The 22,773-nt window shown below is 66.3% G+C and carries 20 protein-coding genes; 12 read left to right on the top strand and 8 right to left on the bottom strand.

The features are described from left to right. The first annotated feature begins 26 nt into the window (after nt 1-26). The 7 genes from JKF87_RS02905 (at nt 27) to JKF87_RS02875 (ending at nt 7,572) form a co-directional block, all read left to right on the top strand. A complete protein-coding gene (locus tag JKF87_RS02905) occupies nt 27-413 on the top strand; it encodes a hypothetical protein (RefSeq protein WP_201097049.1) in 387 nt (128 codons plus the stop codon). An 81-nt stretch (nt 414-494) separates the two neighbouring features. After that, the gene (locus JKF87_RS02900; protein WP_201097048.1) at nt 495-2,558 is read left to right on the top strand and encodes a TonB-dependent receptor family protein; all 2,064 of its coding nucleotides are present in this window, start codon (nt 495-497) and stop codon (nt 2,556-2,558) included. Then, complete coding sequence (locus JKF87_RS02895; RefSeq protein ID WP_201097047.1) at nt 2,558-3,907, top strand: PepSY-associated TM helix domain-containing protein; 1,350 nt, start codon at nt 2,558-2,560, stop codon at nt 3,905-3,907. Before JKF87_RS02900 ends, JKF87_RS02895 begins: the two co-directional genes overlap by 1 nt. 14 nt (nt 3,908-3,921) lie before the next feature. After that, entirely contained in the window at nt 3,922-4,413 is a 492-nt protein-coding gene (locus tag JKF87_RS02890) for a copper chaperone PCu(A)C (RefSeq protein ID WP_201097046.1), read from the top strand. Nucleotides 4,414-4,483: 70 nt separating this feature from the next. After that, a complete protein-coding gene (ychF, locus tag JKF87_RS02885) occupies nt 4,484-5,578 on the top strand; it encodes a redox-regulated ATPase YchF (RefSeq protein ID WP_201097045.1) in 1,095 nt (364 codons plus the stop codon). Nucleotides 5,579-5,863: 285 nt separating this feature from the next. Further along, nucleotides 5,864-6,538: a hypothetical protein gene (locus tag JKF87_RS02880; RefSeq protein WP_201097044.1), complete on the top strand. Its 675-nt coding sequence runs from the start codon at nt 5,864-5,866 to the stop codon at nt 6,536-6,538. 11 nt (nt 6,539-6,549) lie between these two features. Then, nucleotides 6,550-7,572: an immunoglobulin domain-containing family protein gene (locus JKF87_RS02875; protein WP_201097042.1), complete on the top strand. Its 1,023-nt coding sequence runs from the start codon at nt 6,550-6,552 to the stop codon at nt 7,570-7,572. Here the strand turns inward: JKF87_RS02875 and JKF87_RS02870 are convergent. Continuing rightward, on the bottom strand, nt 7,505-8,116 hold the full coding sequence (locus JKF87_RS02870) for a hypothetical protein (protein WP_201097041.1): 612 nt from the start codon (nt 8,114-8,116) through the stop codon (nt 7,505-7,507). The genes JKF87_RS02875 and JKF87_RS02870 overlap by 68 nt on opposite strands. Nucleotides 8,117-8,225: 109 nt before the next feature. Between JKF87_RS02870 and JKF87_RS02865 the strand changes: the two genes are divergently transcribed. Further along, nucleotides 8,226-10,433, top strand: a complete 2,208-nt coding sequence (locus JKF87_RS02865; RefSeq protein ID WP_201097040.1) for a TonB-dependent hemoglobin/transferrin/lactoferrin family receptor — start codon at nt 8,226-8,228, stop codon at nt 10,431-10,433. Between the two features lie 5 nt (nt 10,434-10,438). Next, a complete protein-coding gene (locus JKF87_RS02860; protein ID WP_236261041.1) occupies nt 10,439-11,452 on the top strand; it encodes a DUF6607 family protein in 1,014 nt (337 codons plus the stop codon). 185 nt (nt 11,453-11,637) lie between these two features. Here JKF87_RS02860 and JKF87_RS02855 read toward each other — a convergent pair whose 3' ends face one another. The 5 genes from JKF87_RS02855 to petA all read right to left on the bottom strand — a co-directional run bounded on the left by JKF87_RS02855 (nt 11,638) and on the right by petA (nt 17,919). Beyond that, a complete protein-coding gene (locus tag JKF87_RS02855) occupies nt 11,638-13,287 on the bottom strand; it encodes a M28 family peptidase (RefSeq protein ID WP_201097039.1) in 1,650 nt (549 codons plus the stop codon). 70 nt (nt 13,288-13,357) lie between these two features. Then, nucleotides 13,358-15,025 (bottom strand): M28 family metallopeptidase, encoded by a 1,668-nt coding sequence (locus JKF87_RS02850; protein WP_201097038.1) that lies wholly within the window; start codon nt 15,023-15,025, stop codon nt 13,358-13,360. 146 nt (nt 15,026-15,171) lie between these two features. Beyond that, nucleotides 15,172-16,044 carry a cytochrome c1 gene (locus JKF87_RS02845; RefSeq protein ID WP_201097037.1) on the bottom strand — a complete coding sequence of 291 codons (873 nt, stop codon included), beginning with the start codon at nt 16,042-16,044 and terminating at the stop codon, nt 15,172-15,174. Between the two features lie 5 nt (nt 16,045-16,049). Next, a complete protein-coding gene (locus tag JKF87_RS02840) occupies nt 16,050-17,354 on the bottom strand; it encodes a cytochrome b (protein ID WP_201097036.1) in 1,305 nt (434 codons plus the stop codon). A gap of 16 nt (nt 17,355-17,370) precedes the next feature. Continuing rightward, nucleotides 17,371-17,919, bottom strand: coding sequence for a ubiquinol-cytochrome c reductase iron-sulfur subunit (gene petA / locus JKF87_RS02835; protein WP_201097035.1), 549 nt, complete (start codon nt 17,917-17,919; stop codon nt 17,371-17,373). Between the two features lie 194 nt (nt 17,920-18,113). Here petA and JKF87_RS02830 point away from each other — a divergent pair, with 194 nt between their 5' ends. Further along, nucleotides 18,114-18,563, top strand: a complete 450-nt coding sequence (locus JKF87_RS02830) for a tRNA (cytidine(34)-2'-O)-methyltransferase (protein WP_201097033.1) — start codon at nt 18,114-18,116, stop codon at nt 18,561-18,563. Nucleotides 18,564-18,590: 27 nt separating this feature from the next. Further along, the gene (hemF, locus tag JKF87_RS02825) at nt 18,591-19,472 is read left to right on the top strand and encodes an oxygen-dependent coproporphyrinogen oxidase (protein ID WP_201097032.1); all 882 of its coding nucleotides are present in this window, start codon (nt 18,591-18,593) and stop codon (nt 19,470-19,472) included. Between the two features lie 234 nt (nt 19,473-19,706). Here hemF and JKF87_RS02820 read toward each other — a convergent pair whose 3' ends face one another. Continuing rightward, on the bottom strand, nt 19,707-20,582 hold the full coding sequence (locus JKF87_RS02820; RefSeq protein ID WP_307417287.1) for a LysR family transcriptional regulator: 876 nt from the start codon (nt 20,580-20,582) through the stop codon (nt 19,707-19,709). A 24-nt stretch (nt 20,583-20,606) separates the two neighbouring features. On the opposite strand from JKF87_RS02820, the gene JKF87_RS02815 reads away from it, so the two are divergent. Next, nucleotides 20,607-21,719 (top strand): YeiH family protein, encoded by a 1,113-nt coding sequence (locus JKF87_RS02815; protein WP_236261040.1) that lies wholly within the window; start codon nt 20,607-20,609, stop codon nt 21,717-21,719. On the opposite strand, the gene JKF87_RS02810 is transcribed toward JKF87_RS02815, so the two are convergent. Further along, a complete protein-coding gene (locus JKF87_RS02810) occupies nt 21,685-22,773 on the bottom strand; it encodes an FUSC family protein (RefSeq protein WP_201097030.1) in 1,089 nt (362 codons plus the stop codon). The two genes, JKF87_RS02815 and JKF87_RS02810, sit on opposite strands and share 35 nt — an antisense overlap.

Here is a 22,773-nt window from a genome sequence, read left to right as displayed (position 1 = left end):
CGTCAAAACGCCCTAGAGGCCAAGGCGTGACCCGTTCCCAGGCCGACAATTGGTCGCTTGCCAAATCCCTCGCCTTCCTGGCGGCGGTGTTTGCGCTGGCGCTCGGCACGCTGTTGCCGTTCGCGGCGCTGGCGGCGGTCCAGCCCGGCCATGCCATCGTCATCTGTTCGGCCGAGGGGCCGCAGACGATCCAGAGCGGCGGCGTGGACGGCCCGGCCAGCAAGCACGTAGGGGCCAAATGCGCCGCCTGCGTCATGCCCCTGGCCTCGGCCCTGCCCTGCCCGCCAGTCCCTGAGCCTGCGCGGATCATCCGCAAGATAGAGACGATCCGCTACACGCCCGTCAGCGTCAGCCCGCCGCCTCCGGCGCGCGCCCCGCCGCGTCCGCCGTCAACCGCCCCGCCCATCGCCTGAAACCAGACCATCCCGCAGTCGGCCCGCAAGGCTTCGGCCTGACCGGCTGCGTCCGATTCTTCTGATTTCAGGACCCTATTCATGTCTCTCAACACTGCTGCGGCGCCGTGCGCCCTGCTGCTGGCCGCTGTCGCCAGCCCCGCCTTCGCCTATGCCGCCCCTGCGGAAGCTGACCCTGTCGTTCTGGACAGCGTGATCGTCACCGGACGGCGCAACCCCGAAGACCCCGCCGTCGTCGCCGACGCCCGCGCCCTGCTCAGCCGCACCCCCGGCGCTGTCGCCGTCGTCTCATCCGAAAGCTATGAGAACCGCTTCGCCCAGGGCTTTTCCGACACCCTGCGCAACGTGCCGGGCGTTCTGGCCCAGAAGCGGTTCGGCGAGGAAAGCCGCCTCTCGATCCGCGGTTCGGGCATCGCCCAGAGCTTTCACCAGCGCGGTGTGCTGTTCGCGCAGGACGGCGTGCCCTTCGCCGATGCGGACGGTTTCTCCGACTTCCAGGGCATAGATGCGCTCAGCGCCCGCTACATCGAGGTCTATAAGGGCGCCAACACCCTGCGCTTCGGCGGCGCCCAGTTGGGCGGGGCGATCAACCTGGCCACCACGAACGGCCGCACCGCCGCCTTCGAAAATCTTTATCAGCTGGAGGGCGGTTCGTTCGGCGCCATCCGGGGCCATGTCGAACTGGCGCGCCAATACGGCGACTGGGACGCCTTCGTCGCCGTCACCGGCCTGAAAAGCGACGGCTATCGCCAGCAGAGCGACCAGAGCCAGGGCCGCCTGACCCTGAACCTGGGCCGGTCGTTCGGCGAAGACCGTGAAGTGCGGCTGATCGTCCAGGCCGCCGACATCCAGCAGTCGGTCCCCAGCGCCCTGTCCCTGAAGGACGCACTGGAAAACCCGCGCCTGACCTCGGCCAGCAGCATCACCAATGACAACGCCCGAGACCAGACGCTGAAGCGCATCACGCTGCAGACCCGCTGGCGCTTCAACGAGTCCACCCTGTTCGAAGGCGCGATCTGGGGCTGGGAGAAGTCGCTGTATCACCCGATCTTCCAGGTCGTGGATCAGGAGAGCCAGACACGCGGCGCCTTTGGCCGCATCGACTGGAATGGTTCGGCATGGGGTCTCAAGGCCGACGCCTTCTATGGCTTCAGCTATCGCGACGGGGATCTGGACGCCCTGCGCTATGTCAATGTGCGCGGCTATCGCGGCGACCTGACCGCCAACGGCCGTCAGCAGGCCACGGCGCTGGACGTTTTCACTGAGGGACGGCTGTGGGTGCAGGACCATCTGGCCGTGGTGGCGGGCGGTTCCTATGGCCGGGCGACGCGCGACTATCAGGATCGTCTGAACGGCGCCAATGACGCGGACCGCACCTATGACTGGTTCTCGCCACGTCTGAGCCTGTTGTGGCAGGCGGATGATGGCGCGCAGGTCTATGCCAATGTCACCCGCTCGGTCGAACCGCCGACCTATGGGGCGCTGGTGCAGGCCCCGCTGACCGGCTTCACCCCCGTGAAGGTTCAGGACGCCTGGACCGGCGAAATCGGCGCACGCGGGCGGCGCGGTCCCCTGGCCTGGGACATCGCCGCCTATCGCAGCGCCATCAAGGGCGAGATGCTGAACTTCATCACCGGCCCTGACATCCCCGCCGCCACCTTCAACGCCGACCAGACCATTCATCAAGGAATAGAGGCGGGGTTGGACTGGCGCCTGCCGTTCGAACTGGCGGACGGCGGCCTGCTGCTGCGCCAGACCTACGCCTGGAGCGATTTCCGTTTCGACGGCGACGCGCGTTGGGGCGACAACCGCCTGCCGGTCGTGCCTGAGCACGCCTATCGGGCCGAACTGACGTGGCGGCATCCGTCGGGCGCCTTCCTGACCCCGTCCGTCGAATGGCGCATCAGCGCGCCTTACGTCGACTACGCCAACACACTGAAATCGCCTGACTACGCCGTCTTCGGGCTGAATGCCGGATGGGAGGTCGCCCGGGGCCTGACGGTATTCGCCGATGCGCGCAACCTGACCGACAAACACTATGTGGGCGAGTTCTCGGCCATCACCGACGCCCGCCTCGCCTCCACCGCCGTCTTCTACCCCGGCGAGGGGCGCGCCCTCTTCGTCGGCCTGAGAATGGCCTACTGATGGTGACGCAGTCTTCTCCCGCTCCGCTGTCCGGGGCCTATCGCGCAGTCTGGCGCTGGCACTTCTACGCGGGCGTGCTGGTCATGCCCTTCCTGATGCTGCTGGCCCTGACCGGGGGTCTTTATCTGTTCAAGGACGAGATCGATCAGGCCGTCTATCGCCCATTGATCCAGGTCGCGGATGGTCCCGGTCAGGCCCCGCCCGACGCCTGGCTGACGGCGGCGGCCGGGGCGGGTGAAGGCCGTGCAGCCAATGTCCTGGTCCCCCTTCGCGGGGATCAGGCGGTTCGCGTCCGCGTCGATCGTCCTGACGGCTCGCAGAAAACCGTCTTCGTCGATCCCCATACGGCCCGTGTCACCGGCGTCACCGCCTATGGCGGGGTGATGGAGACGATCAAGGGCCTGCATTCCCTCAACCTGTTCGGACGGGCCATGAACATCCTGGTCGAGATCGTCGCGGGCTGGACCATCATCCTGTTCGCCACGGGGATCTATCTGTGGTGGCCGCGCGGGCTGGCGGTCGCGGTGCTGAAGCCCACGACCGTTGATGTGCAGCGCCGCCCGTTCTGGCGCGACCTGCACGCCCTGACCGGCTTCTATGTAGGCGGGGTGGTGTTGTTTCTGGCGGTGACGGGAATGCCCTGGTCCGCCGTCTGGGGCGACCGCTTCATGGGTGTGGTGCGCGAGACAGGTCTGGGCCGCCCGCCTGCCCCCGCCGCCGCCAATCCGTGGAGCCACGCCAAGCACAACGAGGCGCCCGTCGGCGTCGGCTGGACCCTGCAGAACGCCGTCCTGCACGGCCATGCCGCCCATGATCCCAGTCTGGCGCGCGTCATGGCGACGGCCGAGTCGCAGAAACTGGCGCGTCCCTATGTCGTCAACATTCCCTCCACGCCCGATCTGGCCTGGACCGTGGCGCGTCAGACGCGAAAGGCCGAGGACGCCCGCAGTCTGTATGTGGACGGCCAGACCGGCGCCGTCCTGGCCGACGTCCGCTGGAGCCAGTTCGGCCTCGGTGCCAAGGCCTTTGAATGGGGCATCGCCGTCCATCAGGGGATGCAGTATGGCCAGGTGAACCGCATCAGCATGCTGGCGGGCTGCATCGGCGTCTGGGTGCTGGCGATCAGCGGTCTGGTCATGTGGTGGAAACGCCGTCCGCCCGGACTGAAGCCCGCACGACTGGGCGCGCCGACCGCTCCGCTTGGCGCCCGCGTCCGCACCGCCGTTCTGGGGATCGTCATTCCCCTTTCCATCCTCTATCCCCTGACGGGACTGAGCCTCCTGGCCGCCCTGCTGCTCGACTGGATCGTGCGCAGGCTGGCTGCTGCGGCCCGGCCCGCGACTTTCTGAAAGGACCTTCCGACATGAAACGCATCGCAATCCTCAGCGCCCTGCCCGCCCTGCTGCTGATCAGCGCCTGCAGCCAGGAGCCCGCCCGCTCGACCGCCGACGAGGCCAAGCCCGTCGCAGAGGTCACCGTCTCGAACGCCTGGTGCCGCCCCTCGCCGAACGGCGCGCAGGCGGGCGCCTGCTACGTCACCCTGATTTCGGAAGCCAATGACAAGCTGATGGGCGGCAAGACCCCGCGCGCCAGCGAACTTCAGGTCCACGAGATGAAGACCGAAAACGGCGTCATGAAGATGAACCAGATCATGACCGGCATGGATCTGAAACAGGGTCAGGCGGTCATGCTGGCGCCCGGCGGCGCCCACCTGATGCTGATCGGCCTGACGGCGCCTCTGGTCGCCGGCGAGACGGTTCCCCTGACGCTGGAGTTCGCCGCCGCCCCCGCCGTGACGGTCGAGGCGACCGTGGGTCAGCGCCCCTCCATCAACGACGGACACGGCGCTCATTAAGCCGTATTGAAGCGCGAGCCTGACAAACCGGTTCGAACCGGGTAAAGGCTCGCGCCTCAAGAGGATACCCATGGCCCTTAAAGTCGCGATCGTCGGCCTGCCCAATGTCGGCAAGTCCACCCTGTTCAACGCCCTGACCAAGACGGCGGCGGCCCAGGCCGCCAACTATCCGTTCTGCACCATCGAGCCGAATACCGGCGACGTGGCCGTGCCGGAGGCGCGTCTGAACGCCCTGGCCGAGATTGCAGGGTCCAAGGAAATCATTCCCGCCCGCATCACCTTCGTCGATGTCGCCGGCCTGGTGCGCGGCGCGTCCAAGGGCGAGGGTCTGGGCAACCAGTTCCTGGCCAACATCCGCGACTGCGACGCCGTGGCCTTCGTGGCCCGCTGCTTCGTCGACGACGACATCACCCACGTCGAAAACCGCATCGACCCCATCGCTGATCTGGAGATCATCGAGACGGAGCTGATGCTGGCCGACATGGAAAGCCTGGAGCGCCGCCGCCCGCAGCTGGAGAAGCGCGCCAAGACCGGCGACAAAGATTCCGGCCTGACGCTGAAGCTGGTCGATCTGGCTCTGGCCCAACTGCACGCGGGCAAGCCCGCCCGCACCGCCGAGGTGTCCAAGGAGGACAAGAAGGCCTGGGACATGCTGCAGCTGCTGACGGCCCTGCCCGCCCTCTATGTCTCCAACGTCGAGGAAGGCAACGCCGACAAGGGCAATGAGCTGTCCGACAAGGTCGCCGCCCGCGCCGCCCAGGACAACGCCAACTCGGTCGTCATCTCGGCCCAGATCGAATCCGAGATCGCCGTGCTGGATGACGAGGAGCAGAAAGAGTTCCTGGAGACTCTCGGCCTCGAAGAGCCCGGCCTGAACCGCCTGATCCGCGAGGCCTACAAGCTGCTGGGTCTGCAGACCTATTTCACCGTCGGTCCGAAAGAAGCCCGCGCCTGGACCATCCCCGTCGGCGCCACCGGCCCCCAGGCCGCAGGTGTGATCCACACCGACTTCGAAAAGGGCTTCATCCGCGCCGAAACCATCGCCTACGAGGACTTTGTCGCCCTGCGCGGCGAAGCCAAGGCGCGTGAAGCCGGCAAGCTGCGCGCCGAGGGCAAGTCCTATGTCGTCAAGGACGGCGACGTGATGAACTTCCTGTTCAGCTGACCTTCTCAAGGCGTCGTCCGGGAAGGGACGACGCCTCAAGCTCCCACTTGACCCTGCACGCAATAGGCGACAAGCGTGCATCGTGCGATCTGCACGGGGGTGAAATCGGGCATGTCATCTTTGCGAATTCTGAGCGCTGCAATCGCGGTGCTCTTCGTCTTGCCGAACGCGGCGTCCGCCCAGACTCAGCGGCGTGAATCCACCCCCTTCATAATCCATGACGCGATTACAGCCGGTCCGGGGATCGGCGTCGAAGCGACTGCGCCTCGTGGGCAGGCCTTGATCGTGCAACATGCCACCTCGATCCGCGCGGCCCGGCTGGATGCGGACACCCCCTCCCTCGCCGGTTTCCGCAAGACCAAGACCTTTGCGGCAGGATCGTCGATGTTCGGCGTCTATTCGGCGACGGGCTGGGCCTATTGCGCCGTCGCTGAAACGACGGCGGCATGGTGGGCGGGCGATGAGTTCGTCTGCTACGAAGATGCCGACAATGACGGTCAATTCGAAACCGCCATGCACTCCGGCGCACCGTTCCTGGGCGTCCCGTTGTTTGTCTTCCAGTTGGGCCGCAAACAGCCGCTGCCCCAACCGGCCCCCTACACGATCCTAGCGCCAGAAGATGGCCCGGCGGTGGATTATGTCATCACAGCCGCGGTTCAGCGTCCCCGGACACGCGACGCCTCGCTGCCCGCTGTCACGGCCGTCACCCTGAAGGGCGGCTTTCGACAGGACATCAATTCCGTGCCGACCTCCATCGGCGGCTGGAGCCAGAGCGCGCAGTTCGAGCCTGGCAAAACCGCTCTCATCAATCTGATGGGCGCCGAGATCGAGATTCTCGACGTGAGTGAAGACAACACCATCCGCTTCCGGGTCCTCAAGCCCACGCCCGCCCAGGTGCAGCGCATCACCATGGGCGTCACGACCCGCACCACCGTCGTGCCGATTTTCATTCCAGGTTGATCATGTCGTTGATGTTTTTCACGGCCCTCGCCGCTGCGCTCAGCCTGCAGGCCGCCGCGCCGCCTTCCGCCCCTGCCGAGGTGCCTGAACCCGCCGAGCAAGACGCCGCCCAAGACGTCGCCCCGTCCGAAGTGCGCAGCATCGGCGCGCGCCTCTGGGCCGGTTTATCGGATGAAGCCAAGGCCCAGGTTGACGAAATCCTCAGCAAGCCCGCCCCGCAGGCGGTTCTGACCATTGAAGCGCCCGCGCCTGCCGACACTGACTTCCGCCTCCTGGATCATGGCGACGTCCTCAGCCGACAGGTCGCGCGGCCTGCCGCCTTTGCGACCATCGAAACGCCCGCCCGCAACATACGCAAATACGGACCGGCAGGCGCCGTTCTATGGGCCGGGATCAATGGCGACGGCGACTGGTGGTGCTGGCGCAATGGCGATCGCTATCCGAACTGGACGACGCCGTCAGACATCTACTGCTACCGCGACACCGACAACGATGGTCGTTTCGATGTCGCCAAAAGGAACGATACGCCAGAGGACAGCCTGGGTCTCAGCCGGTTTCAGTTCACCGATCTTGGCCGCGACGAACGCCTTACGGACACGATCTCCTATCGGCTTGGCGGACACGAGGATTTCGCGGAAAAGGTCGTGATCCGCTACGACGGTCCTGGAAGCGCGCGGATCGGCTCAGACGGCCAGTTGGTGGACGGTGTGGTCGAGTTCCAGTTGTTGACCGGCCCCGGCGTCATGCGCCCCGCTCCGACCGGCAATATTCTCGTCCAGCCCGCTCAGACCGAACCCAGCGACGGCTTGGACATCGTCGCGCCCTTGATGGTCCAACTGGATAAGGAAGGTCGCGGTCGCTACTCGGACGCGCGCGGGATCATTATCGAAGTCGACCGTGTCGGCATTGACGGAAAGGCCCTCGCGAAACTGGTTTCCGCCCTTCCCGCCGGTCGCACCCTGTTGCTCACTCCCCCGACGCGGGAGGAGTTCCTGACCCTGATGATGGCGATGCAGTTGCGGAGGCCCCGCTAGGCTCTGTCGGCGAGGCGGACGGCGGCGTTTCGGTGTCGCCACCGCCCTTGAGCATCTTCTCCAGCGGATTTCCCGGATCGGGCGCGCGCGGCGAACCGGGACAACGGACCAGCTTCACCGTCGCCATGTCCTGCTCCACATAGGTCAGGTTCATCACATCGCCGGTCGCGGCCATATGCACCCGTTCGGTGCGCGGCTGGCCGTTCGCGATGCACGACAGGCTGGCGGCATAGCCGCTTCCGGTCTCGCGGATCGAAGCGATCTCACAGCTGTGGTCATGGCCGTCGAACCGCAGCGGCGTGATGGTGTAAGGGCTGTTGGCCCCCTGCGGCTGGTCGCACCAGCGTAGATTGGCGGCCCAGATTCCCACGAAGCTTCTCGGTCCTCGCGACGCCAGCGACGAGGGTCCCTTGGGCTGCACAGGCTGCATCGCCTCAGGCGTCCGCAGCGGCTCGGCCGGTTCCGTCGGCGGATTAACGTCGCCATTGCCGCAGGCCGTCAAAAAAGCGGCGGCGGCAAGTAGCGGGAAAATTGAAGTTTTCATCCTGGCTGAACGCCAAGGCCCAGCTTGGGTTCAAACCCATGCGCTAAGTGCGGTTGATTCTGATAATCGTTCGCACTAACAACCGCGCAAATCACCCATCGGGGCCATAATGCGTAACCTCCTCCTCCTCACCACCGCCGCAACCGCCTTCAGCGCCGTCCTGGCCGCCCAGCCCGCCTTTGCCGACGACACGCCCCAGGTCGCCGCGACCGACGTCGATCCGATCATTGTCCTGGGCACCCGTTCGGCGCGCCTGGCGTCCCAGACACCCGGCACCGTCAGCGTCATCACCAGCGACCAGATCGAGGCCAATCTGGCCACGGACATCAAGGACCTGATCCGGTTCGAGCCAGGCGTCAGCGTTCCCACCTCGCCTTCCCGCTTCAGCCTGGCCCTGTCGGGCGCCGGCCGTGACGGCAACTCCGGCTTCACCATTCGCGGCATGGGCGGCGATCGTGTGCTGATCATCAACGACGGCGTGCGTCTGCCCAGCGGCTTCAGCTTCGGCGCCCAGGCGGTCGGGCGCGGCGGCTATAACGATCTGGACCTGATCAAGTCGGTCGAAATCCTGCGCGGTCCGGCGTCGGCCCTGTACGGCTCGGACGGCATCGCCGGAGCCGTGGCCTTCACCTCCAAGGACCCGTCCGACTTCTTGTCCAGCGGTCAAAACTTCGGCGCACGCGCCCGTGTGGCCTATGGGTCCGCGGATGAGGGCTGGACCGAGGGCGTCGCCTTCGCTGGGCGCACCGGCTCGGTCTCGGGCCTGCTGGCCTACACGCGCCGCGATTACCAGGAGACCGAAAACAAGGCCAATGTCGGCGGCGTCGGCGCCACGCGCACCGAGCCCAATCCTCAGGACTTCTCGTCGAACGCCATCCTGGGCAAGGTCGTTTGGGACGTGGCGCCGGGCCACACCCTGCGCCTGACCTATGATCACCTCGACTCGGAAATGGACGGCGACGCGCTGAGCAGCCGCTCAGCCACGGTTCTGGCCGTCACCGCACACGATGAGACCCAGCGCGACCGCGTCAGCGGCGAATGGCGCTTCTCGGACTTCGCTGGCTTCGCTGACGGTTCGATCAGCGCCTACTGGCAGGACTCGACCACTCGCCAGTACACCTTTGAAGACCGCATCCCCGCCGTGGACCGCAGCCGCGACGTCACCTTCGACAACACCGTCTATGGCGTCGCCGCCCAGGCGGCCCGCGTCTTTGACGCCGGCAGCGCGATGCAGCACCGCGTCACCCTCGGCGCCGACTGGTCCAAAACCACTCAGGAAGGCGTGCGCGACGGCGTGACCCCGCCCGTGGGCGAAAGCTTCCCCACCCGCGCCTTCCCCAAGACCGACTACCAACTGGCGGGCGTTTTTGTTCAGGACGAAATCGAAATGCTGGGCGGCGCGCTCAGCATCATCCCCGCCGTCCGCTATGACTGGTACGACCTGTCGCCGGAAGTCGACGCCCTGTTCCCCGCGGCGGCGACGGGCCAGAGCGATGACCACATCTCGCCCAAGCTGGGGGTCGTCTATTGGGCAGGCAAGCATCTGGGCGTCTTCGCCAACTACGGCCTGGGCTTCCGCGCCCCGTCGCCGATGCAGGTGAACAACTTCTTCGAAAACCCGGTCTTCGGCTATGAGTCGATCCCCAATCCGAACCTGAAGCCGGAAACCAGCGAAAGCTTCGAGGCCGGCTTCCGGCTGCGCGACATCGATTTCGCGGGCGGACAGCTTCGCCTGAACACGACCGCCTTCGCCACCCATTATGACAACTTCATCGACCAGGTCGTCGTCAGCGGCACGGGCGTCCCCGGCGTCGATCCGCTGATCTATCAGTACGTCAACCTAACCGAGGTCGACATCAAGGGTCTGGAAGCCCGCGCCGACATCTATTGGGACAACGGCTTCAGCCTGATCGGCTCGGCCGCCTATGCCGAGGGTGAACAGACCACCGACGGCCGTCGCACCGACCTGGGCAGCGTCGATCCGCTCAAGATCGTTGCGGGCCTGAACTATGCTGCTCCGTCAGGCGTCTGGGGCGGTTCGGCCACGGTCACCTGGTCGGGCAAGAAGGACGCGGGAACCTACAACCTGTCGTGCGGAACGGCCTGCTATCTGGGTGAGAGCTTCACCCTTCTGGACGTCACCGCCTACTGGAACCTGACCGAGCGCGCCACGCTGCGGGCCGGCGCCTTCAACGTCTTTGACGAGACCTATGGCTGGTGGAGCGATGTGCGCGGTCTGGGCGCGGCCTCGACCGTCAAGGACGCTTACACCCAGCCGGGCCGCAACTTCGGCCTGTCCCTGACCCTGCGCCTGTGATCCTCATGGCCGCCAACACACCCAAGAAGGTCCGCCCCATGCGCGCCATCCTGATCGCCGCCGCCCTGCTGACCACGACGGCGCCCGCCGCCCTGGCCCAGCAGGCTGTGGTTCCCGCCGCCGCAACCGCCGCCCCTGCACCCGCCAACGCCTTCGAACGGGATCGCCAGTCGATCCTGGCCCAGGCGGGCCAGTACCGCGTCCACTTCGACATGCGCGAGAATGTCAGCTTCAACGCCGACTATGATCCGCTGGAGGAGAAGCTGTCAGGCGGCAGCGAGATCGTGCGCGTGGTGTACGACCACGGTGACCGCATCAGCCTGCAGCACATCCTGGTCATGGAGCATGAAGGCCAGTCGATCGTCGTCAAACACTGGCGTCAGGACTGGGTCTATCAGCCCCAGACCGTGCTGACCTACGCCGGGCCGAACCAGTGGACCCTGACGCCCGTTCCTGCCGACCAACGCACCGGCGCATGGTCCCAGACGGTGTGGCAGACGGACGATTCACCCCGTTACGGCGGCGTGGGTCACTGGACCTATGACAACGGCCTGTCGGTCTGGACCTCGAATGCGACGTGGCGGCCGCTGGCCCGCCGCGACGCAGTGCGCAACCCCATCTATGACCGCTATCTGGGCACGAACCGCCACGCCCTGACGCCCGCAGGCTGGGTCCACATCCAGGACAATGTGAAGATGTCGGGCCGGAACGGCGGCGAACCCGTCGCCATCGTGCAGGAAGACGTCATCAACACCTATGACCGGTCGACCAACTTCTCGACCAAGGCAGGCGACGACTACTGGACCAAGACGCAAGGCTTCTGGGCCGCGATCCGCGATGCCTGGGACGCCGCCATCGCCGCCGGCAACGGCGTTCATGTGGCCGAGGTCGGGGACACCGGCTCGGTCACCGGCATCCCGCTGATGACCCTGGCGGACAAGGTGTCGAGTGGCGAACTGACCGAGGCCGCCGCCATCGCCCAGGGCCGCGCGGTCATCGCCCAGGCCACGGCTCGATAGGCTCCGGCTTTCGGTTGCCCGACCTATCGCCTCGTCATTCCGGGGCTGAGCGGAGCGAAGAACCCGGAACCCAGGGCCACGGTCGCGCCGCTGAACGCAGTCGATGCCGGATGCGAGCCTCCTGGGTTCCGGGTTCGTCCTTCGGACGCCCCGGAAAGACGGGTCTAAATTGAATATCGATTGATTCAGCGCCTTTGGTCAGCCGTGGCGTTGCGGATGGTGTTGAACTCGGCCGTCGGCTTCCATGCGGGCCAGTCCGTGCTGTCCGCCACCGTCAGGCCCAGCCGATACAGCAGGTCCAGGTTCTGCAAGGCCGCTGTGAAGTCATAGTCAGCGCGCCATTCGTCCGACAGCTGGTGATAATACCGCGCCATCTGCCCCTCGTAGTAGGGCTTGCCCTCCGCGATCCCGCCCTTGATGAAATCGCGGCCCGTCCAGGGCATCAGGGCCGGAACCCCGCCCGCCGCAAAGTTGAAGTGGTCGGAACGGTAATAGAACCCCTCTTCCGGGTATCCGTCGCCGGTGACCATCCGTCCCTGCACGGCGGCGAAGCGTCCCAGAATATCCTCCAGCTCTGACTTGCCGACGCCGAACACAGCCACGTCCCGCGTCGCAGGGGTGAAGGGCAGCATGTCGATGTTGATGTTCGCCGCCGTCTTGGCCAGCGGATAAACCGGATCGGCGGCATAGGCCTCTGAACCCAGCAGGCCCTGCTCTTCCGCCGTCACATGCAGGAAGACCACGGTGCGTTCCGGCGCCGGGCCGTTTTTGAAGACGCGGGCCATCTCGATCAGGCCAGCCGTGCCCGACGCATTGTCCCAGGCGCCGTTGTAGATGTCGTCTCCGTTCGCATCCGGCTGGGACGCCTTGCCGACGTGGTCCCAGTGGGCGGAATAGATGACGTATTCGTCGGGCCGCTGCGTGCCGGGGATCTTGGCCAGCAGGTTGTTGGAATGGATCACCTCGGTCGTCTCGGCGATGTCGACGCTGAGACGGGCGTTCATGTCGAAGGCTCCGCCCAGCCCCGCCGTCTGCGCCCGCGCCAGAACATCGGCGAAACCGGCGCCCGCGATGGCCGTCGCCGTCTGTATGTTGATCGCGCCAGTGAAGCGCGTGTCCTTGGCGCCCTTGATCGTCATCTGCGCGCGAGTTGCACCGCCCACAGAACGCCGCCAGCGACCGTCATCGGTCTGCAAGGTGATCACGCCGACCGCCCCGCGCTCCAGCGCCTCCTGGGTCTTGTGCGTGGACGAACCGTAGAAGTTCGGGTCTTCCCCCATCACGGCGGGCTGGCCGCGCAGCACCACCACGACCTTTCCGGTCAGGTCCGTCGAACCATAGTCATCCCAGCCCCGCTCGGGCGCCACGACGCCGTATCCGGCAAAGACCAGCGGCGCATCGGCGATCTTGAGCACAGGATCGGCAGGCCCCGCGCGCAACGTGATGTCTTCACCCGACACCAGGGGGTGGGTGACGCCGTTCGCCCCTGTCCAGGTCGCCGTCGGCGCCCGCTCGGGGCGGAACCGCACCAGATCAACCGGCTGCAGCCAGGATCCGTCCCGGCCGCCTGGCTCCAGCCCCAGGGTCTCATACTGGCGTTGCAGATAGGCCAGGGTCAGACGTTCGCCGATCAGGCCAGGGAACCGCCCCTCCAACTCATCCGACGCCAGATATTTGATGTGGTCCGACAGGTTCTGCGCGCTGAACTGCGGACGGGCCGCTGACGCCGTCGCAAAGGCGTCGGTGTGGGCGACTGGCGCAACCGCCGGGGCAGACGCACAGGCGGCCAGCACCAGCGCGGCGATGGCGATAAGGGGCGAACGACGAAGGGTCATGAAGCGGGCTCGAAAAGCAGGATGGAAAAAGGGGCCGGATCGGACCCGGCCCCTTCATTTGGCGGCGGCGTCAGCGACGCTGGGCGTCGGTTTCCGAACGCACAGGCCCGAACTCGGAACCCGTCTTCCACTTCGGCCATTCGCGGTCGTTCGCCAGGGCGCGACCGACACTATAGAAGACCTGCAGGTCCTCGATCATGCCGCTGTAGTCCCAATCCGGCGACCATTCGTCCGCCGCCTGGTGATAGCGTTTGGCGCCATATTCAGCGCGCGCCGCTTCACGCTGGGCGATGGGTTCATCACGGAAGTCCCCTCGGCTGCCGGCATAGGCCATCGGCACGCCGCGCTTTGCCAACGGGAAGTGGTCGGAGCGGTAGTATGTGCCCGCCGCATTCTCATAGTCAGGCATCAGGGTGCGGCCCTGCGGCTGGATCGCCGCCGCCAGACGCTCGTCGAAGTCCGACTGGCCATAGCCGGTGACGCCCAGGCCCGTGACCCGGCCATAGACGTTCATCGAGTCCATGTTGAAGCCGCCGACGGTCTTGGCCAGCGGATAGACCGGATTGGCGGCGTAGTATTCCGAGCCCAGCAGGCCGCTTTCCTCGCCGGTGAAGCTGATCATGACGACCGAGCGTTCGGTGGGCGGCGAGGCGCCGAACATCCGCGCCAGTTCCAGCAGACCCGCTGTACCGGATGCATTGTCGACGGCGCCGTTGAAGATGCGGTCGCCGGTCGCGTCAGGCTCGCCCATGCCGATGTGGTCCCAGTGGGCGGTGTAGAGAACCGTCTCGTCCGGGTGGGTCGTGCCGGGCAGGCGGGCGATGACGTTGTGCGAGGTGATGCGGTCGGTCTTGACGTCGAACTCGGTCGAGAAGCTGGCGCCCGGCAGGGCCACAGGCTGGAAGTCACGACTGCGCGCCTGAACCTTCAGCGCTTCGAAATCCAGACCGGCGCGGCGGAACAGGTCGACCGCCACGTCGCGCTGAACCCAGCCTTCCATCGGCACGCGCTCGGCGGCGGCGTTCTGGCGCAGGATGTCGAACTGCGGCACGCCCCACGAGTTGGCCACTGTCTGCCAGCCGTATGATGCAGGCGCGGTTTCGTGGACGATCAGCACCCCCGCCGCGCCCTGACGCGCAGCCTCTTCGTATTTGTAGGTCCAGCGCCCGTAATAGGTCATGGCCTTGCCGCCGAAGGTGTTCAGCGACGGGTCTTCGAAGTCGGCGTCATTGACCAGCACCACCAGAATCTTGCCGCGCAGATCCTGGCCCTTGAAGTCGTCCCAGTTCCGCTCGGGCGCCTTGATACCGTAACCGACGAAGACCAGCGGCGCATCCTTCAGGCTGACGTGCTCAGCCGGGCGGCGGGTCGAGATCGCCACCTCGCGGCCCTGCGTCAGCGGCAGGGTCCAGTCGCCCAGTTTCAGAGAGGCGTGGATGTTGGACTGGACGAAGCGGTTCAGGATCACATCCTGGGTCCACTGACCGTTCGGCCCGCCCGGCTGCAGGCCTGCAGCCTCGTACTGCTGGCTCAGATAGGCGATGACCTTGGCTTCGGCCGGGGTGGCGATGCCACGCCCTTCGAAACTGTCGTCGGACAGGACACGAATGTCCTCCGAGATGCGCGCGGCATCAAAGGCGGCCTGGCGATGCACCGCCGCGGGATTGGGCGACGTGGCGCAGGCGGACAAGGCCGCGCCCGCCATCAGGACGACAGCAAGAGAAGTGGCGATACGCATAAAGACAGGCCCCACAGCCATGAACGAGGCGTGAACCCTAGGGGGCCTGCCCCCCGCTGTCGATTCCGCAGCGCAGCTTTCGACGTAAACAAAAACCCGCCGGAGCGAACTCCGACGGGTTTGAGCATTTCGTCTGTCAGCGGACCTTAGTGGGCCACGCCTTTCCAGATGCGGCGGTAGCTGGCGTAGGTGATGCCCGCAAAGATCAGCAGGAAGATGATAACGCCGAAACCGGCCTGCTTGCGCTCGACCATCTTCGGCTCGGACGTCCAGGCGATGAAGGCCGCGACATCCTTGGCGTACTGGTCGACCGTCTGGGGCGAACCATCGTCATAGGTCACCTGGCCGTTCTGCAGCGGCGGCGGCATGGCGATGAAGCCGCCGGGCGGAACATGCTTGGGGTCGCCCGTCCAGAACGGCGTCAGATCGCCGGCCATGTAGGGGTTGTAGTGCTGGCCGTCGCGGATGGTCACGCCCGCAGGCGCATCCTTGTAGCCCGACAGCAGCGAGTAGATGTAGTCGGCGCCGCCGTGGCGGGCCTTGGCCATCACCGACAGGTCGGGCGGCGCGGCGCCGCCGTTGCCCGCCGCCGCCGCCGTGGCGTTCGGATACGGGTTGCGGAACTTGTCGGCAGGCGTGCCGTCGCGCTGGATGGCTTCACCCGTCTCACTGTCGATGTCAGCGATCTGGATTTCCTTGGCCAGAGCCTTCACGACGGGGTTGTCGTTCGGGTTCGGGTATTTGGGGTTCCAGAACGGACCATGAGCATCGCCCAGGTTCCGATAGTGCATGAGGTTCATGCTGTGACAGGCGGCGCAGACCTCGTGATAGACCTTATAGCCGCGTTGCAGCTGGCCTTGGTCATAGGTTCCGAACGGCCCGTCGAAGCTGAACCCGCCCGAGCGCGGATGGGCGGCGCCCCCCGAAGCCAGGGCCGGAGCCGCAGCCATCAGGCCGACAGCAACGGCGGCCGAGGCGATGATGGTCTTGATCGACACGGTCTTCATTCCAATCGTCATGACGCTCAGCCCTTCTGCTCGGCGGCGTCCGCACCGGTCAGCACCGGCTCGGAGATCGTCGCGGGGATGGGCAGCGGCGTTTCCTTCAGACCCACCAGAGGCATGATGATGAAGAAGAACGCGAAGTAGTAGGCCGTGAACAGACGCGTCAGCCACAGGTACGAGTTCAGGTCGCCGTCAAACAGCGTGAAGGTCTTGAACGAACCGATGACAGGCGAATCCGGCAGTTGACCACCGCACCAGCCCAGACCCACGCCCACCACCAGGAAGATGATGAAGAAGGTCCGCATCGTCGGACGGTAGCGCATCGAGCGCACCTTGGACGTATCCAGCCAGGGCAGGACAAACAGCACGCCGATCGCGGCGAACATGGCCACCACGCCGCCGAACTTGTCGGGGATGGCGCGCAGGATCGCGTAGAAGGGCAGCATGTACCACTCGGGCACGATGTGCGCGGGCGTCTGCAGCGGGTTAGCCGGGATGTAGTTGTCGGCATGGCCCAGTGCGTTCGGCTGATAGAAGACGAAGATCGCGAACAGGATCAGGAACAGGATGATCGCAAACCCGTCCTTGACCGTGAAGTACGGGTGGAAGGGCAGCAGGTCTTTCTTGGCGCGGTCCTTCGGGATCAGGATGCCGACCGGGTTGTTCTGACCCGCAGCGTGCAGCGCCCACAGGTGCAGCACGACGCAGCCGAGAATGGCGAACGGCAGCAGATAGTGCAGCGAGAAGAAACGGTTCAGCGTCGCATTGTCGATCGCCGGGCCGCCACGCAGCCAGATCAGGATCGGCTCGCCGACGCCGGGAATGGCGCCGATCAGGTTGGTGATGACCTCAGCGCCCCAGAAGGACATCTGGCCCCAGGGCAGGACGTAGCCCAGGAAGGCGGTGGCGATCATCAGGAAGAAGATCACGCAGCCGATGATCCAGATCATCTCGCGCGGCGCCTTGTAGGAGCCGTAGTACAGGCCCCGCAGCATGTGCAGGTACACCGCGATGAAGAACATCGACGCGCCGTTGGCGTGAACATAACGGATCAGCCAGCCGCCGTTCACGTCGCGCATGATGCGCTCGACCGAGGCGAAGGCCAGGTCGACGTGCGGCGTATAGTGCATGGCCAGAACGATGCCGGTGATGATCTGCGTCATCAGGCAGATCGCCAGGATGCCGCCGAAGGTCCACCAGTAGTTCAGGTTGCGCGGCGTCGGCAGCGACATGTAGTCGGCGCCGAAGCGGATGATGGGCAGACGGGTGTCCAGCCACTTTTCAACGCCCGTTTTAGGGACGTAGGTGCTCTCGTGATCGCTCATGATCCTCCCCTGGCCCTCAACCGATCTTTACGCGGGTGTCGGACAAATAATCGTAGTTCGGCACGACCAGGTTCAGGGGCGCGGGCCCCTTCCGGATCCGGCCGGACGCATCGTAGTGCGAGCCGTGGCAGGGGCAGAACCAGCCGCCGTAGTCGCCCGCGCCGAAGGTCGGAACGCAGCCCAGGTGGGTGCAGGAACCGACGACCACCAGATATTTCTCGTGCCCCGGCTTGGTGCGCTCGGCGTCCGTCTGGGGTTCCTTCAGGTCGGGCGCATGGTCATCGGCGATGACGCGTTGCAGCTCGGCCGGGGTGCGATAACGCACGAACACCGGCTTGCCCTGCCATTTGATGACGACCTGCTGGCCTTCCTGAACCTTGGTCAGATCGAATTCGATCGACGCCAGGGCCAGGGTGTCGGCGGCCGGGTTCATCTGGTTGATCAACGGCCAGGCGATCATCGCGCCAGCGCCCACCGCAGCGGCGCCCGCAGCGATGTGGATAAAGTCACGGCGGTTAGGATCGCCGCCTTCTGGGCTTTCAGTATGCACGACCGATTCGGCCACGTTTCACCTCTCGAACGCCGCTGAACAGACCTGGGGGCCCACCCTCGCCACGGCACGAACAAAGAACGAAGCCGGGAATTCCCTACGGCTGTTCGACCCACGCCCCCTCGGCGCAAGCTGCTGACGTTTCTTGCGAAACGCTCGCAAAACAGACCGCGACAAACCCCCTGGCCGCGCGTATGTCAGGCCTTAGAATGCGTCTCGCCCTTTTTCAACCTGACATTCCTCAGAACGTCGGAGCCTGCATCCGATTGTCGGCCTGTTTCGGCGTCGATCTGCACGTGATCGAGCCGACGGGTTTCCGTTTCGACGACCGCGCCATGAAGCGGGCGGCCCTGGACTATGGTCCGTTGTCGCACATGACGCGCCATGCGGACTGGGAGGCCTTCCAGCAGAATCGCGCGCCCGGACGGCTGGTGCTGTTCACGACAAAGGGCGCCACGCCCCTGCCGGACTTCGTCTTCCGGCCAGACGATGTTCTGTTGTTCGGCAAGGAGACGGCGGGCGCGCCCGACTATGTCCACGCCGCCGCCGACGCCCGTGTCGTGATCCCCCTGCGACCCGAGGCACGCTCGCTCAATCTGTCAGTCACCGCCGGAATCGCCCTGTGGGAAGGCCTCAGGCAGACCGGGCAGGTTGGCTGAACGCCCCAGCCGGTCTAGGAGCGCGTCATGAGCGACGCTTCCTTCTCCGATCCGCTGGACCTGAAAAAGGTCGAGACCCGCGCCTGGTTCGAACATCTGCGTGACCAGATCCACGCCGCTTTCGAGGCGCTGGAGGACGCAGCCCCCGCCGACCTGTTCCCCGGCGAGCCCGGCCGTTTCGTCCGCACCGCATGGGATCGTCCTGAGGGCGGCGGCGGCGTCATGGGCATGATGCATGGCCGCCTGTTCGAAAAAGTAGGGGTCCATGTTTCGACCGTTCACGGAACCTTCCCCGCCGACTACGCCAAGTCGGTGCCAGGCGCCGACGAAGACCCGCGCTTTTTCGCCACAGGCATAAGTCTGATCTGCCACCCGGTCAGCCCGCGCGTTCCGGCTGTTCACATGAACACCCGCTTCATCGCCACGACCAAGGCCTGGTTCGGCGGCGGCGGCGATCTGACGCCGGTGCTGGATGCGGATCGGCGTCAGGACCACCCCGACACCCTGGCCTTTCACGCCGCCATGAAGTCCGCCTGTGACGTGCACGACCCCGATTGGCACGCCAAGTACAAGGCCTGGTGCGACGACTACTTCTATCTGCCGCATCGCAAGGAGGCGCGCGGCACCGGGGGCATCTTCTATGACCACCACGACAGCGGCGACTACGACAAGGACTTCGCCTTCACCCGCGACGTGGGCCTGGCCTTCCTAGACATCTATCCCAAGATCGTCGCCGGACGGATGGGCGAGGGCTGGACGCCGCAGGAGCGCGAGGAGCAGTTGGTCCGTCGCGGCCGCTATGTGGAGTTCAACCTGCTTTACGACCGTGGCACCATGTTCGGGCTGAAGACCGGCGGAAACGTGGAGTCGATCCTCAGTTCCATGCCCCCCGTGGTGAAGTGGCCGTAACAAGGTCTCCGCTCTCCATACCTCACAAGCTCCAACCAGAGTTCGGCTAGTCGACTTCTTACTTCGTCATTCCGGGGCTGAGCGCAGCGAAGAACCCGGAACCCAGGGCCACGACTGCGCTGTGAGACGTATTCCAAGCAAGGTGGGATATGCAGGATGCGGCCCTCCTGGGTTCCGGGTTCGTCCTTCGGACGCCCCGGAAAGACGGTTCTGAGCTCAATGCCGAGTGACTAGCTACCCCACCGCCTCCACGAACGCATCGCCCGCCTTGCTGCGATAACGCTCGCTGTGCCGCAGCAGGCGGAAGGGCCGCTCCGGCAGGGTGAAGTCCGCCATCACCAGCCGTCCCGCCGCCACGGAGGCATAGGCCACGCTCTCGGACAGGGCCGTCGCCCCTGCCCCCGCCTCCGCCGCCGCCAGCACCGCCTCGTTCGACGGCAGGGTCATGGCGATGGACAGGGCCTCAGGGTCGACGCCCGCCCGCCGTAGTGCGGCCTCCAGCGTCGAGCGGGTGCCTGATCCGGCTTCACGCAGCACCCAGGCCTGGGTCGCCAGCGTCGCCGCGTTCAGCCGCCGCACGCCCGCCCACGGATGATCCGGCGTCACCAGCACCGCCAGCCGGTCCGATCCCACCACCGTCTGATCCAGCATCGGCTGGTCGATCTCGCCCTCGACCAACCCCAGTTCCGCCGCCCCGCTCAGCACCGCCTGCGCCGCCTCGCGCGTATTGCCGATGGCCACGTCCAGTTCGACGCCCGGATAGGCCGCATGAAAGGCCGCTAATCGGCGCGGCAGCCAGGCGCTGGCGATGGTCTGGCTGGCGAATATGGTCAGGCGCCCGCGCCGCAGGGCGCTCATGTCCGCCAGCGCCGCCTCAGCCGCCGCCGCGCGGGCCAGCACCGCCTTGGCTTCCGGCAAGAAGGCGCGGCCCGTCTGGTTCAGCACCACGCCCCGTCCGACCCGGTCGAACAGATGCACGTCATGTTCGGTCTCCAGCGCGGCGATGGCGTTCGACACCGCCGACTGCGTCAGGTTCAGCGCCCGCGCCGCCGCCGTGACATGCTCACGCTCAGCCACCGCGACAAAGATCCGCAGGCGTTCCAGGGTCACGATTGATCTCCAAATCGGATTGAAATGACCATAACTATCCGTTGGACCGTTGTCGATGCGGGGCGCATCAGCATGGAGATGAAGTCCGCCGCCCTGCCCACGCCTGAATCCACGCCGCGTTTCGAGTCTGCGATGGCGTTCGCGCGGTCGATCCGACCCGGCCTGCTGCTGTGCCTGCTGCTGACGCTGGCTGCGATCGGTCTGACCAGCATCGAGCGCGACCTGATCGGTCATGTCTGGCTGGAGCCTCTGGTGCTGGCCATCCTGCTGGGCGCGGCGGTCCGCACGGCCTGGACGCCGGACGCGCGCTTCAAGGCCGGCGTCGATTTCAGCGCCAAGACCCTGCTGGAGATCGCGGTCGTCCTGCTGGGCGCCTCGGTCAGCGCGGCGACCCTGTCGGCGCTGGGCCTGCCGTTCGTCTTCGGCATCTTCGCCCTGGTGGCGTTGGCCATCATCGTCGGGTTCGGCGTCGGGCGCTTGCTGGGCCTGAACCCGCGCATGGCCCTGCTTGTCGCGTGCGGCAACGCCATCTGCGGCAACTCGGCCATCGCCGCCGTCGCCCCCGTCATCAACGCTGATGGCGAAGAGGTCGCCGCCTCCATCGCCTTCACCGCCGTTCTGGGCGTGATCGTGGTCCTGGCCCTGCCGCTGCTGGGCGGCCTGATCCACATGAGCGAACTTCAGTACGGCGCGCTGGCGGGCCTGACCGTCTATGCCGTGCCGCAGGTGCTGGCCGCCGCCGCCCCCTTCGGCGCCGCCGCCACCCAAACCGGCACCGTGGTCAAACTGGTGCGGGTGCTGATGCTGGGCCCGGTCATTTTGGCCCTGTCGCTGATTGCAGGCCGCAAGGCGCCGGATGCGAAAGGCCCCGGCCTGCACCGCCTGCTGCCGTGGTTCATCATCGGCTTCCTGGCGATGATCGGCCTGCGGTCGTTCGACCTGATCCCGCAGGCGGCGCTGCCGCCCATGTCGGCGGCGTCTGGTCTGCTGACCGTCGTGGCCATGGCGGCGCTGGGCCTGCAGACCGACATTCGCGCCGTGGCCCGCGCGGGCGGGAAGGTCATCGCCGCCGTCATCCTGTCGCTGGGCGCGCTGGTTCTGCTCAGCCTGGGACTGATCCGGCTGCTGGGGCTCTGACCGGCGGGACGACCGGCGGGTTCTCGCCGACCCGGTCTTCCTGCACCCCGTTCAGCCTGCCTCGGTGCGGGGCGATCCGCGCCACGACCAGCGCCGTCAGCCCGCCGATGACGGTCGCGATCAGCCGGTGCTCGGCATTGGCCAGCACCCCGCCGTAACCCAGCGACACCAGCAGAACCACCGTGGCGGTAATGGCCGCCGTCAGGGTGGCGAAATGCGCCTGCTGCAGGGCGAACGAGGCGAAGGCCGTCACCGCCGCCGCAGCGATCAGCCACGGATGGGCCGATCCGACCTGGATCGCGAACACGGTGGCGGCGGCGCAGCCCAGCAGCGTCCCCAGCACCCGTTGGGCGCCGCGCGTCTGGGTCTCCATCAGACCGGGCTTCAGCACGATCATGGCCGTCATCGGCGCCCAAGCCCAGTTCTGCAGATCCACCGCCCAGGCCACGCCCATGCTGATGCCGACGGCGGCGGCGGCACGCGCCATGTGGCTGATCAACAGCTTGTTTCCGGGCGGCGGGGGCGCTGGCATGCTGGGCAGGCGCGCTGCCGCCTTGGGGAATATCCACGCCAGCAAGACGACCAGACCGATCTGCGCCGCACTGCCGACCAGCACCCCGACCCCGCGCAACAGGGCCTGATCCAGCGGACCGGCGTAGTAGCCCGCAATCAGCATGGCGGTGACGCCCTGCAGCACCACCCACCAGACGTCTTCCTCAAACAGGGCGATGGCCGCACAGACCGCCGCCCCGATACAGCCCAGCGTCAGCAGCAGCCACGGAACCTGACCCGCCAGCGTCCCAACCAGGGCTGCGATCATCAGGCCCAGCGCCGTACCGATCATCGCGCCCCAACGGCGCCCAACCAGATCGCGTGACGCCGCCAGCCCCACGACCAGCGCCGCCCCCGCCGCAATGGCCCCCTGGGTCGGCAGACCCAGCAACACGCCGCCCGCCAGCAGGATCGGCATGGCGGGCATGCACAGGGCCGCCTCGCGCCAATAGAAGGGACGCCAGTGACGCAAGGTCCGCTTGGCGACAGCCGAAATCCGCAT

Origin of the sequence: Brevundimonas nasdae (assembly GCF_016654005.1) — a bacterium.
In the GTDB taxonomy this organism is placed as follows: Bacteria; Pseudomonadota; Alphaproteobacteria; order Caulobacterales; family Caulobacteraceae; genus Brevundimonas; species Brevundimonas nasdae.
Note: the sequence above shows the minus strand (reverse complement) of the source record. Positions and strands in the feature narration are given on the sequence as shown.

Bases quoted from the DNA above. Each gene is read 5' to 3' on its own strand.
- JKF87_RS02845 (WP_201097037.1), bottom strand. From the start codon at position 16,044: ATGACGATTGGAATGAAGACCGTGTCGATCAAGACCATCATCGCCTCG.
- hemF (WP_201097032.1), top strand. From the start codon at position 18,591: ATGAGCGACGCTTCCTTCTCCGATCCGCTGGACCTGAAAAAGGTCGAG.
- JKF87_RS02860 (WP_236261041.1), top strand. From the start codon at position 10,439: ATGGCCGCCAACACACCCAAGAAGGTCCGCCCCATGCGCGCCATCCTG.
- ychF (WP_201097045.1), top strand. From the start codon at position 4,484: ATGGCCCTTAAAGTCGCGATCGTCGGCCTGCCCAATGTCGGCAAGTCC.
- JKF87_RS02815 (WP_236261040.1), top strand. From the start codon at position 20,607: ATGACCATAACTATCCGTTGGACCGTTGTCGATGCGGGGCGCATCAGC.
- JKF87_RS02875 (WP_201097042.1), top strand. From the start codon at position 6,550: ATGTTTTTCACGGCCCTCGCCGCTGCGCTCAGCCTGCAGGCCGCCGCG.
- JKF87_RS02865 (WP_201097040.1), top strand. From the start codon at position 8,226: ATGCGTAACCTCCTCCTCCTCACCACCGCCGCAACCGCCTTCAGCGCC.
- JKF87_RS02840 (WP_201097036.1), bottom strand. From the start codon at position 17,354: ATGAGCGATCACGAGAGCACCTACGTCCCTAAAACGGGCGTTGAAAAG.
- JKF87_RS02870 (WP_201097041.1), bottom strand. From the start codon at position 8,116: ATGAAAACTTCAATTTTCCCGCTACTTGCCGCCGCCGCTTTTTTGACG.
- JKF87_RS02900 (WP_201097048.1), top strand. From the start codon at position 495: ATGTCTCTCAACACTGCTGCGGCGCCGTGCGCCCTGCTGCTGGCCGCT.
- JKF87_RS02830 (WP_201097033.1), top strand. From the start codon at position 18,114: ATGCGTCTCGCCCTTTTTCAACCTGACATTCCTCAGAACGTCGGAGCC.
- JKF87_RS02890 (WP_201097046.1), top strand. From the start codon at position 3,922: ATGAAACGCATCGCAATCCTCAGCGCCCTGCCCGCCCTGCTGCTGATC.
- JKF87_RS02810 (WP_201097030.1), bottom strand. From the start codon at position 22,773: ATGCGGATTTCGGCTGTCGCCAAGCGGACCTTGCGTCACTGGCGTCCC.
- JKF87_RS02850 (WP_201097038.1), bottom strand. From the start codon at position 15,025: ATGCGTATCGCCACTTCTCTTGCTGTCGTCCTGATGGCGGGCGCGGCC.
- JKF87_RS02895 (WP_201097047.1), top strand. From the start codon at position 2,558: ATGGTGACGCAGTCTTCTCCCGCTCCGCTGTCCGGGGCCTATCGCGCA.
- JKF87_RS02855 (WP_201097039.1), bottom strand. From the start codon at position 13,287: ATGACCCTTCGTCGTTCGCCCCTTATCGCCATCGCCGCGCTGGTGCTG.